Genomic DNA, 10,614 nt, shown 5'->3' with positions numbered 1-10,614 from the left:
TTTCAGTTGCTTATCCTAAAGCATTTGTCAATGTGCCTAATCTGTCTATTTTTGCCTGATGACCGTAACCGTACTGGCTATTTTAGAGACAGATTTTAAGCCTGAAAAAGCATTGGCCAAAGTAATGAACGACCGTTTGGTCCGGACCGCAAAGGAATTACAGGAAGCCCATTTCAAGCCTTTGTCAGGCAGGGGATTTTCAGACGATGATCTGGTTGTCTATATCAGCTATAACCCGAAATACAAAATCCGCTACCGTATCGTGAATGATGTACCTGCGGATATCGAGTATTTTGTTGCGGAATGCTGCGGCAGGCTGGGCTTTATCCTGTGGAGAGCCAATGCGATAGGGGTAAGCAGTGAAGCCGGGCATCTTGGTTTTCAATAGTTCTTTTTTTTGCTTTCCCGCTTAAATGTTTAGTTTTGGGGCTGGAACACGGTTTCCAAGGACAAAATAATTATATCCGGGCCCTTTGGCCCCTTAAAAAACAGTTATGGACAAATTCAAACAGGTACAGGAAGTAATCGCTTCAGTTGAGGCTGATGTGACGAAATTTTATGATGGTGGAAATGCAGCAGCCGGTACACGTGTACGTAAAGCAATGCAAGACCTTAAAAACCTTGCCCAAGAGATCAGGGCTGAGGTTACGGAGAAAAAGAACAGCGCAAAATAAACAGGAGACTGTTTTGGGAAATAAAGCCACTGGTATAGATCAGTGGCTTTTCGTTTGGCATACAGTCATTCAAATATATGTGCGTAGACCTGGGCAAGTGTCGAAGTTTTTTGTTTTATGCCCGGTTGTCTAATTTTGATAGCCGCTTTATATTTTTTTTGGCAACTGCCGGGCTATCCGCTCATACGCCTTCAGGCCTTAACCACAGGCCGGTATCCGCTGCTATCCCTGTTGCGAAGGACAAGATTCCTTTATTAAATTTAGGGTGGAATGAAAGGGTGTAGGACCTTTGGTTTTAATTATTTGTTTTTAAGGAAGTTAAAATCGTATTTGGCATTAGGTCGCCAAAAACTCACCTCTATTTTTCTTGCAAATTTTTTGTTTAAAAGGTATTAAATTATCATACATTTTAAAAGACGTTTTCAAAATCAGATTTTTTTTAATCAATATTATCTGCTCTAATCTTTTTCGTTTAAAAACATACATTGAATAGTTTATTAAATATATCACATGTTAAATTTTTGGTGCTCTTAACGAGATCTTTAACGAACTTTTTTGTTGATGATTTGAAGCGTAAATCAGAGTTGAAGATTTCAAAATAAGTCTCGCACCGTTTCTAATAGTCATTGATAAAAATATTTTAGAATGTTGATGCAACCTTCGATCAATTCTTGTCGTCTCTCCTATATAAACTAATTCAAATACACGTTACCAGCGTCAAACAAGCTTTAAAGAAGATGAAGAAATATACTTACTTGTTTATTATTGCCCTTTGTGTCCTTGGTAGTTCCTGCACAATGATGGTGAAAGGAATCGCCAAACTTTTGGTTAAAGACTATAATGATTATACCGATACTTATATTTCTGATATACAAATTGTGGATGCTGATGGAAGTAATCACTCGTTTGGCAGCTTATACAGGGGAAAAACGGTCTATCTATATGTTTGGGGAAATAAGAAACTCTCAGTTCAGCAGGAAAAATCATACCGGTTGCTAAAGGAACGCTTTGCTAAATATTCCGACGTAATTTTTGCCAGTCTATATGTAGGTTCAGATACCTCATCAACCAATAAATTAGGTGCTGATGTTTCGTCTGCCAAATTCCATAAAATTTTGGCGATCGGCGATCCGGCACCGTTCATCATCGGGAAGGATGGAGCGATTTTGGCTTACAAAGGCCCCAAGCCAGATGATAAAATTATTGTGGATTATGTTCTTTATCAAGCCATGGAAGGGGAAAATGGAACTAAATCTGCCAAACGTTTTATTAGAGGAATAAATGGAAATAACCAGTTTAAATCTCCTAAACTGATTGAATGGTACACTAGCCACTTTGGCAAGGCCCCCGACCATAAACTTAATATGTCTCTGTCTTCCACAAATTAGGAGGCAATCAAGTTATGACCATTTGACCCGAAATGGGTAGGCTACTTTTGAGGTTCTTCGTTGCTTTTGGTGAAAATCTGTGGAGTTCAGTTCGAAGGTTTGATGATACGATTGATAATATCTGCCACCAAACGACAAGTAAATATACGACGAGTCATAATCACAATCAATATAGTGAAATTGAGGTTTTCAGTGATGAGTTTACTTCCGATAAGGAGATCAACGAATACCTTGTCTTTTAAAACAGGACAAAAGATCATAGTAAGGAAAAGATCATAGTAAGGACTTGTTAAGGGTGACAGGCTTACTGTAGAAATGCATGGCGTTGAGGCTCCGGTATACACCTATTTATTTAGCCTTTTCAATGCCAGCAGTTCTGCCGACCGGGCAGCTCCCGCCAATCTGGTAAGTAATGTCAGTGGTGGAGCACTTGGCTTTTTTAGTGCACATGTTGTAGAACTTGAGACAATTACAATTCCTTAAGCACCTAGCAATTAAGAGCGAAAGCCGGAGAACCGTTTAAACAAAGCCCTATGCCAACGGTTCTCTGCTAATCAGTATTTTTTCCTTTTTGTATTTTTTCTCAAATAGTTAGCTGCTTTTTTGGGAGACTACGGCCTTAAAACTATTTTCCCCCGCCAACATCGGGCAGCTGCGGCCCATTGTCTTCTTTCGAATCTTTTTTAAACTGTAGCTTGCCAAATTTATAGGATAATGTTAACCCAAAGGACCGTACAGGAACAAACCTAAGGCTTGTCTGATCGAAATTTGGGCCAAAGCTGGTCTGTCTCTGCGTGAGATTCCGGTTGAAAGGATTTACTCCTGTTAAACCGATACTCGCATTTTTGTTGAGAAACTGTTTTCTTATCGCGATACTATAGTTGAATACTGAGGGTCTTGTACTCCTTAAGTTTTTTTGTGATGAATTATAATTTCCAAAAACTTCTGCCAAAAGATTATTGCGAAGCTCATAACTTGCATTTAGGTTGGTTCTGTAGGCAAATGCACTAACACTTGCCAGGCCAGGCGATACATTGTCTCTGTTGCCTGCCTGTATGTTGGTGCGCAGGTTCAATTTTTTGGTTATAGGTACCGAAGCAAATAAACTCGCGCCAATGCTTGTCTGCGTGCCCAGATTGAATCTTTGGGTAAGTGAAACAGCAGAATAATCGATATCATTGATGGTCAATACGTCATAATAGGTGGTAAGCTGCTGCATATCATCGGTATTTCTCCTGAAATATCCAGCAAAATAAATGTTTGCTCCGTTTTTAAAGTTTTTGCTGTAACCCAATTCAAAGTTATTGCCGATTTCAGGCTTCAACAGTGGATTTCCGGTACTCATATTATGCGGATCGCTGATATTGTAAAATGGGTTGAGGTCACCATAATCTGGTCTTTCGATTCTATAGGTATAAGAGAGTTTGATAGATTGCGAATCATCGAGTTTATGCTGAAGGGTAAAAGATGGGGCAAAAGTATTGTATCCGGCTATTTCTGCACCGGAGAAATCTGCTACTTTTCCAGTACGTTCATACCTAAGTCCCGTCTTGCCCGTAATAAAATCTTTAAAAAGTGAAAAAGAAGCCGATAGGTAGGCCGAATATACATTCCTCTTATAATTAAAGCCATAGGTTTGGTTGGCATTGTTAATATACGATCCGTTTGTGGTTAAAGTATCCGTAACCACATTATTGTTCAGGTCGTCTATATTCATTTTTACTCCGCTTTCAATTGTGAGTTTTTTGCTTACAGGCAAAGTGTAGTTAACAGAAAGTTCGGTCTCATTTTCTTTACCAGGGTTCGAGCTCTGTAATCCGGTTGTTGGATAATTGCCGTTCAGGTAGGCAGAGGTTTGTGAAGTACGAACGGTGTTGTTTCCAAAACTCGAATTATAGAGAAAATCCAGTTCATGACCTCCTTTTTTGAAACTTTTTTTGTAGGCTAAACTAATATCGGTTGAGTTGGCGTTAAAATTACTGACCGAATTTCTGGTGCTCTGGATATTGGATAACAAAAGCCCAGATGAGGCAAGCAGGTATTGTTGGTTTTGGTTGGTAACCCCACTTCCGTTATTATTGAAATGATTGTAACCAAAGGTAGCTGTGACTTCATCCTTAGGTGTAATGCTCCAGTTCAGATTGATGCCAGTCTGGTAGCTCCCTCTTTTGGTAGGGTTGCTTCCGTCCTGAAAAAACCTGTTAATCGTATCTCTGGTATTATTATAGGAAAGGCGGTCAAGTGAACTTTTTGTAACCGTGTTGAACTGTTTGTTCCCACTAAAGAAAACACCAACACCAAAATTTCCTTTTTTTACATTCAGGTTTACCGATCCGTTTTCCAATCTTGTTCCGGCAGAAACATTGACACTTCCGTTCATGCCCTGGAATTTATTATCTTTTAATACGATATTGATGATCCCCCCTGTGCCACTGGCATCATATTTCGCACCCGGACTGGTAATCACTTCTACACTTTTGATCTGACTGGCGGGAATCGACTGCAGCGCATCAGCAAGGCTGGCACCAAAAATACTGGAGGGCTTGCCATTGATTAAAAAACGGACGCTTCCACTTCCCTGCAGTTCCACATTTCCATCGATATCAACACTTACCATCGGAACTTTTTTTAACACATCCAAAGCCACACCGTTCTGTGCGGTAAGATCGTTAGCGGTATTGTAAACGGTTTTGTCGATCTTGTTCTCTATAATGGGCGTTTTGGCTGTAACCGTTACAGATTGCAACTGATCTACCGTAGAAACCAATAAAGTAGTACCAAGATGAATATTGGATGATGTTGCACTGATGGTTACCGGATCGAAGATTTTTTCTTTGTAACCTATAAAATCTACAGCAACTTTATATACACCGTTTGCAAGACCAGAAACCGTAAAGTTTCCCTGAGCATTAGAACTGATGCCGTTGACCACAGTTTTTGTTCCTGTTTTGAAAATGGTGACGGTCGCAAAATCAATTGGCTCTTTTGTAGTGGCATCGATAACTGTTCCGGAAATTTTTCCCTTTCCGGGATTGGTTTGTGCAAATAAGGTATTAGATAAAGTTATAAGGAAAAGTACAGTTAAAAGGTATCGCATGAATATGAATTATAATATAACACAAATATCACCGTAGATTCTGTTGCAAAACTGAAGAATCCATTTTCTTGCTGAGCCAATATTCATTGTAATAGCATAATTACAGGTCCGCCAATAGTGAGACAGGTAAATACGAGGTTGGTAGTAATGCCTATCCCTGAGCCTGCATGTTTTTCCGTTCAACCCGTACCGCTACCATGATACTGATCTCATAAAGTATCATCAACGGCAAGAATACAATCAGCATGGTCTGTATATCAGGGGTAGGGGTAACTACCGCTGCAATAATCAACATGATTACAACCGCGTACCTTCTGGAACTTCGCATCAGTTTAGGTGTTAGCAGGCCCAATCCTGAAAGAATTAATACAACGATGGGCATTTCAAAAATAATTCCCGTTCCAAGAGTAAGGGTAACAATTGATGACAGATAGGAATCGATGGTGATCTGGTTTTCGATTACTTCGCTCACATGGAAGCCCACAAGAAAACGTATCGAGTAAGGAGCAATAATGTAGTAGCCAAACAAAATGCCCAGAAGAAAAAGCAGGGTAGCATAAAAAACAAAACCTCTTGCTGCTTTTCTCTCTCTTAAATGTAGGGCCGGTTTGATAAAGAGCCATAGCTCGAACAAAAGATAAGGAAAACCCAATATAATCCCGACAATAACCGATGAATTGAGCTGAAGATTGAACTGTCCGGCCATTTCGGTATTGATGATCTTGAAGCTGATCTCTTTAAGGCAATAGCTGGTACCTAAGTTAAAACGGTCACTGATCCAGCACATTATCCTGTAGGTTGGGAAATCAGCCTTTTTTGGGCCTAGGATTATCTTGTCGAAAACGAAATCATAATAACAAAAGGCCCAGATTGTTGTTAAAGCTATCACAAGGGCCGATCTGATCAGATGTTTACGGAGTACATCCAGGTGAGCAAAAAAAGACATTTCACCATGGTCACCGCTATCTTGATTTTTTGACCTAAGAAACCATTTACGAAGTTTATTACTTTCAGACATTGCTAAATAACCTGGACAAGTAACCAAATGCTTTTTGATAAAATGCGCCCATCAGCAAGAAAACGAGTATAACGAAGTAGTATTTGGTAAACATTTCACTGTAACGGCCACTAAGTTCAGAGAACAGGAACAGCATTAAAAACAGCTGGCAGCAAAACAGGTTTATACCTTTTTTCTCAGAAAAACTCACCATCCATCCAAGAACGGCAAATAAGGGGCATCCGATAATCAACGGGAGATAAGCCAGGCGGTAGGTGTAGCTAAAGATAACAGCAAGGCAGGTAATCCCACCGAGCAGCAATGAAACTTTCCAGTGTAACTTCCTGTTAAAAGATAATAGGGTACGTACATTTCTGTTGTTTCCGATCAAAAGAAAATACCCGATGAGGCCAATCAGCCCCAGATAGAACAACTGGGTAAGCATTTTAAATTTTGGTGCTACCGAATGGAGCTTATCTGTTTTGCTTAATCCGATGAGCTGAATAGTAAAAAAGGCAGAAGCAACAATTACCACTACAGAGATAAATGCAGATAATATATTTAGCTTACCTGTAAGTTTGCTTAAGGCCCTTGCCAAAACCTTTCCTTTAAAAATAAAGATAAGTATAATGCTGATCAGGACTATGATCAGTATATTAAAAACCATGGGCCACAGTCTGATGCCAAGAAAGAGCTGATCCGTATTTTTTTCTTGATTGGCTCTAAAGATAAATGCAGGAACTATAATAAAAAAAGATTGCAGAAAGAGCATAATGACGGCTCCGTATACCATCAGAAGCCCATTTTTTCTGAACGGCATGTCCGGATTGACCTTTTCAAATTCAGACTCAATCGCTGAAACCGATCCGAGACGTTTTACGGCAACTGCCCACACTTCTTCATCGCTCAGTCCCAGTTCGGTGAGCTCTGTTATCACATCATCAAGATGGTTAGTTAGTTCTTCCCTATCGTCGGGGGTAAGTGATGTCTTGATAAGATTTGATTGCCATTCAGCAATCTTTAAACTGAGGTAAGCGGAAGTGGTGCCCATAATGTATTTAAAAGTCCGTTCATAAATTCCCAGCTCAGTTTTTCTTCCTTCAGCTGTGTTATTCCTTTATCTGTAATGGTATAATACCGTCGTCTCTTTTGATTTTCGGCAATCCGCCATTCCGATCGGATGAGCTCTTTGTCCTCCAGCTTTCTCAGTACCGGATATAGGGTTCCATCGGAATATAGGACCTTTCCGTTTGAGGCCTCTTTTATTTTTTTGATGATCTCATAGCCATAACTCTCGCCTTCAATAAGGGTTGAAAGGATTATGGGGATAGATGATGCTGCAGTTAGCTCCTTTGATAGCATAAAAATGTTTTTTCAAATATACGTAGAAGTTCAATGTATGTGAAATTATTTTTATACTAAACTTTAAGAATTGGGTTATCCTGCTGGTAACCATGAAAGTAAATAGTGAATGTTGTTTTCAATTGCGGGTTGCAAGGAATAGTTTTAGTTAAGAGTAGGTAAGGGAATTGAATGCGCTTAATTAGCCCTGGCCGCTAAACATAAAAAATTGAATAAAATATTTTGAAATACCGGATTTAAATTTACTTTTGTAGTGTGTTACATAAGTGATACAGTGATTATACTAAAAATATCTTCATTATGATAGAGATCATTGACCTGAGTTTTGGATATTCTAAAAAATCCACATTACTTAAAAAATTGAACCTGAAACTTGAAAAAGGGCACATCTATGGGCTTTTGGGGAAAAATGGTGCTGGAAAATCTACATTGCTCAAAAATATAGCGGGGCTTGCCTTTCCTTTTGAGGGGAAATGTATGGTCAACGGTAAAATTGCAGCCAGGCGCCAGCCTTCTTTTCTTCAGGGGCTTTTTTTTATTCCAGAAGAGGTACACATGCCATCGCTAAGTACGGAGTCTTTTGTTGCCCGGACGGCACACTTTTATCCGGCCTTTGATCGTACGTATTTTTATAAACTGCTGTCGGAGTTTGATGTAGACAGAGAGGAGAACCTAAGCAAGCTTTCTTTTGGACAACAGAAAAAAATGATGATTTCTTTTGGCCTGGCAACAAATACATCTCTTTTGATCATGGATGAGCCGACCAATGGACTTGATATTCCCTCAAAGGTCCAGTTCAGAAAGGTTATTTCCTCAGCACTCTCTGATGAGCGGTGCATCATTATCTCGACTCATCAGGTGAGGGATCTGGACAGTCTGATCGATACCCTTCTTGTGCTCCATAATAAAGAGATCGTAGTAAACCTTCCTTTAGATGTAATCGGGGAGCGTTTGCTCTTTAGTTCGGCCGGAAGGGCAAACCCAGATAGGATACTCTACGCTGAAGATAATATGATCGGTACCAATACCATCAGTATCAACACCGATGAGCAGTATGGTAAGGTGGATATGGAACTGCTATTTAATGCGGTTGTTAATGGAGAAAATTTAATTTTACAACATTTAAAATAACAGGATATGAACGATATATTTAATTGGAAGCGGTTTATCGCACTTTTCAAAAAACATAGTGCCGAAAATTACAAGACCTACCTGATGTCAATAGGGGTTCTGATCGGGGTACTCACCCTCATCCTTAGTTTTATTACTTATACCAGCGATGGCCATATAGGTGTATTTCAACAGGGCATTATTTTTCTTAACATCATGATCTTTTCTGGAACGATATTTACCAGTATGATCTTTGCAGATCTTGGTAGCAGAAAGAAGGCCATACCCATTCTAACCCTTCCCGTATCTCATCTGGAGAAATATCTGGTCGCCTGGCTTTATTCTTTTGTTGTTTTTCAGCTGGTGTATGTCGGCTGCTTTTACGCCGTAGATTATATTGTGCTATATGCGGGCAATGTCGGTATTTCAGATAAGAACAATATGGTGAATATATTTTCAACCGACGATCCGTTCTGGATTGCATTTCCACAGTTTGCCGTTCTTCAGGCGATCTGTTTTATCGGGGCAATATACTTTGAAAGGCTCCATTTTATCAAAACTGCTTTTCTTTTTTTCTTATTTATCCTGTTTCTGAGTGTTTTTAATACCATGCTGTTAAACTGGATTTTTGGTTTCAAGGTAGACAAGGGTATCCCGTTCAGTTCGGTCGGAATCACTGAAGCGGGCCATTTTTGGTTTATCAGGAGAGATCATTTGGGCGATGCTGTGGTGTTTGCTTCACTCGTATTGGTCTGTGGCCTGTTGTGGTTGGGAAGCTATTTTAGATTGAAGGAGAAGCAGGTATAATATGGAGTTTAGAGAAAACGAAGCAATTTATTCCCAGGTGGCAAATTTCGTTACCGAGCATATCATGCTGGGCAAATGGCTGCCGGAACAGAAGATCCCTTCAGTTAGGGAACTGGCATCTGATCTTCAGGTAAACCCCCATACGGTGGTGAGGGCCTATGAGATACTGCAGTCAAGAGAGGTGATCTCAAATAAAAGAGGGATCGGTTTCTTCATCCATAGTGATGCCATTGAAAAAATAAGGAGCTTCAGTAAGGAACGCTTCATGGGACAGGACCTGCCGGAACTGCTCAAGAATATGTACCTGCTGGGGATTACCATTGAGGAGATCGGCGCACAGTTCGAATCCTATAAGAAAACCATGAACCAATCCAAACAAATATGAAAAACAGCAATATTATGATCATTTCGGCTATAGCTATCATACTGATCTCGCTAACTGTATATAATTTTACCTTAAAAGCTTCATACCGAAACGGGGATTATAAAAATCCATTTTATGGGCTTAGCTATAATCAGATAAACAAGGTTTCAAAGATTGAACTCGACTGCTCGAATAAAATTACATGTTATATCCGTCAGGGGAAAAATAGCGGCATTTACCTAAGTGCGCGCGCCAAGGATAAGGTGATCTGGAGTGTTGAGCAAGGTAGTTTAAAGATCGACCTGAGCGATGAGGCTAAGCGGGCAGATTTTATGGTCTATAACGATGATCTGGTCATTGTTCTTGACAATCTTGAGCGGATCAGCACAAAGCCGTATTTTAGAACCGGTGAGAAATGGGAGCATGCACGGCTTTTCGGTCAAATAGGTATCAGTGGATTTAGACAGGATTCAATGGATGTCGATCTGGGTATTTCTTCCTCCGCTGTTCTGGATAGTATCTCTGTTGGTAGTCTGAACGCATTGATCGGTGCGCATGGAAAAGGTGTTTCATCCCTACAGTTGCATTCTGGAACTTTTGGCAACGCAGTATTCAAAATTCCCGGGTCAGGAAAACTTGAGCTACTGGATCCGAAGATCACCAAAAGTGAATATCATCTTTCCAATGAAGCAACCGTAACGCTCAATGGGAAGTCCTTGCGGATTATCGAAGAAAACGGGGAAAGATAATAAACCGCCCGAGGGTTTGTATTTCTGGAATATCGCATACCATAACACTGATATTCGATATTCCAG

At 40.0% G+C, this 10,614-nt stretch carries 12 protein-coding genes; 8 read left to right on the top strand and 4 right to left on the bottom strand.

Annotated elements, in window-relative coordinates; translation table 11 throughout:
* Positions 1-58: 58 nt before the first annotated feature.
* The 4 genes from ASU31_RS25285 to ASU31_RS27670 all read left to right on the top strand — a co-directional run bounded on the left by ASU31_RS25285 (position 59) and on the right by ASU31_RS27670 (position 2,545).
* Positions 59-388 carry a hypothetical protein gene (locus ASU31_RS25285; RefSeq protein WP_057935027.1) on the top strand — a complete coding sequence of 110 codons (330 nt, stop codon included), beginning with the start codon at positions 59-61 and terminating at the stop codon, positions 386-388.
* Positions 389-494: 106 nt separating this feature from the next.
* Entirely contained in the window at positions 495-674 is a 180-nt protein-coding gene (locus ASU31_RS25280; protein ID WP_057935026.1) for a hypothetical protein, read from the top strand.
* 737 nt (positions 675-1,411) lie between these two features.
* Positions 1,412-2,062, top strand: a complete 651-nt coding sequence (locus tag ASU31_RS25275; RefSeq protein WP_157258303.1) for a hypothetical protein — start codon at positions 1,412-1,414, stop codon at positions 2,060-2,062.
* Between the two features lie 315 nt (positions 2,063-2,377).
* Positions 2,378-2,545 carry a hypothetical protein gene (locus ASU31_RS27670; protein WP_157258301.1) on the top strand — a complete coding sequence of 56 codons (168 nt, stop codon included), beginning with the start codon at positions 2,378-2,380 and terminating at the stop codon, positions 2,543-2,545.
* A gap of 142 nt (positions 2,546-2,687) precedes the next feature.
* Here ASU31_RS27670 and ASU31_RS25265 read toward each other — a convergent pair whose 3' ends face one another.
* The 4 genes from ASU31_RS25265 to ASU31_RS25250 all read right to left on the bottom strand — a co-directional run bounded on the left by ASU31_RS25265 (position 2,688) and on the right by ASU31_RS25250 (position 7,518).
* Positions 2,688-5,159: a TonB-dependent receptor domain-containing protein gene (locus ASU31_RS25265; protein WP_057935023.1), complete on the bottom strand. Its 2,472-nt coding sequence runs from the start codon at positions 5,157-5,159 to the stop codon at positions 2,688-2,690.
* 151 nt (positions 5,160-5,310) lie between these two features.
* The gene (gene tatC / locus ASU31_RS25260; RefSeq protein ID WP_245224610.1) at positions 5,311-6,105 is read right to left on the bottom strand and encodes a twin-arginine translocase subunit TatC; all 795 of its coding nucleotides are present in this window, start codon (positions 6,103-6,105) and stop codon (positions 5,311-5,313) included.
* A gap of 64 nt (positions 6,106-6,169) precedes the next feature.
* Positions 6,170-7,207, bottom strand: coding sequence for a permease prefix domain 1-containing protein (locus tag ASU31_RS25255; RefSeq protein WP_057935021.1), 1,038 nt, complete (start codon positions 7,205-7,207; stop codon positions 6,170-6,172).
* Positions 7,177-7,518 (bottom strand): PadR family transcriptional regulator, encoded by a 342-nt coding sequence (locus ASU31_RS25250; RefSeq protein ID WP_057935020.1) that lies wholly within the window; start codon positions 7,516-7,518, stop codon positions 7,177-7,179. The genes ASU31_RS25255 and ASU31_RS25250 overlap by 31 nt, the downstream gene beginning before the upstream one ends.
* A gap of 300 nt (positions 7,519-7,818) precedes the next feature.
* On the opposite strand from ASU31_RS25250, the gene ASU31_RS25245 reads away from it, so the two are divergent.
* The 4 genes from ASU31_RS25245 to ASU31_RS25230 are packed head-to-tail and all read left to right on the top strand — an operon-like array spanning position 7,819 to position 10,548.
* On the top strand, positions 7,819-8,649 hold the full coding sequence (locus tag ASU31_RS25245) for an ATP-binding cassette domain-containing protein (protein ID WP_057935019.1): 831 nt from the start codon (positions 7,819-7,821) through the stop codon (positions 8,647-8,649).
* Between the two features lie 6 nt (positions 8,650-8,655).
* Complete coding sequence (locus ASU31_RS25240; protein WP_057935018.1) at positions 8,656-9,435, top strand: hypothetical protein; 780 nt, start codon at positions 8,656-8,658, stop codon at positions 9,433-9,435.
* 1 nt (position 9,436) lies between these two features.
* The gene (locus ASU31_RS25235; protein WP_057935017.1) at positions 9,437-9,820 is read left to right on the top strand and encodes a GntR family transcriptional regulator; all 384 of its coding nucleotides are present in this window, start codon (positions 9,437-9,439) and stop codon (positions 9,818-9,820) included.
* Entirely contained in the window at positions 9,817-10,548 is a 732-nt protein-coding gene (locus ASU31_RS25230) for a GIN domain-containing protein (protein WP_057935016.1), read from the top strand. The genes ASU31_RS25235 and ASU31_RS25230 overlap by 4 nt, the downstream gene beginning before the upstream one ends.
* Positions 10,549-10,614: the final 66 nt, after the last annotated feature.

It is taken from the genome of Pedobacter ginsenosidimutans (genome assembly GCF_001442625.1).
Taxonomy (GTDB): domain Bacteria; phylum Bacteroidota; class Bacteroidia; order Sphingobacteriales; family Sphingobacteriaceae; genus Pedobacter; species Pedobacter ginsenosidimutans.
The sequence above is the reverse complement of the archived record's forward strand: the minus strand, read 5'-3'. Positions and strand labels throughout refer to the sequence as shown.

What these genes read in the sequence shown, in the direction of transcription:
- ASU31_RS25240 (WP_057935018.1), top strand. Translation starts at nt 8,656, where the DNA reads ATGAACGATATATTTAATTGGAAGCGGTTTATCGCACTTTTCAAAAAA.
- tatC (WP_245224610.1), bottom strand. Translation starts at nt 6,105, where the DNA reads ATGTCTTTTTTTGCTCACCTGGATGTACTCCGTAAACATCTGATCAGA.
- ASU31_RS25235 (WP_057935017.1), top strand. Translation starts at nt 9,437, where the DNA reads ATGGAGTTTAGAGAAAACGAAGCAATTTATTCCCAGGTGGCAAATTTC.
- ASU31_RS25275 (WP_157258303.1), top strand. Translation starts at nt 1,412, where the DNA reads ATGAAGAAATATACTTACTTGTTTATTATTGCCCTTTGTGTCCTTGGT.
- ASU31_RS25285 (WP_057935027.1), top strand. Translation starts at nt 59, where the DNA reads ATGACCGTAACCGTACTGGCTATTTTAGAGACAGATTTTAAGCCTGAA.
- ASU31_RS25230 (WP_057935016.1), top strand. Translation starts at nt 9,817, where the DNA reads ATGAAAAACAGCAATATTATGATCATTTCGGCTATAGCTATCATACTG.
- ASU31_RS27670 (WP_157258301.1), top strand. Translation starts at nt 2,378, where the DNA reads ATGCATGGCGTTGAGGCTCCGGTATACACCTATTTATTTAGCCTTTTC.
- ASU31_RS25245 (WP_057935019.1), top strand. Translation starts at nt 7,819, where the DNA reads ATGATAGAGATCATTGACCTGAGTTTTGGATATTCTAAAAAATCCACA.
- ASU31_RS25250 (WP_057935020.1), bottom strand. Translation starts at nt 7,518, where the DNA reads ATGCTATCAAAGGAGCTAACTGCAGCATCATCTATCCCCATAATCCTT.
- ASU31_RS25280 (WP_057935026.1), top strand. Translation starts at nt 495, where the DNA reads ATGGACAAATTCAAACAGGTACAGGAAGTAATCGCTTCAGTTGAGGCT.
- ASU31_RS25255 (WP_057935021.1), bottom strand. Translation starts at nt 7,207, where the DNA reads ATGGGCACCACTTCCGCTTACCTCAGTTTAAAGATTGCTGAATGGCAA.
- ASU31_RS25265 (WP_057935023.1), bottom strand. Translation starts at nt 5,159, where the DNA reads ATGCGATACCTTTTAACTGTACTTTTCCTTATAACTTTATCTAATACC.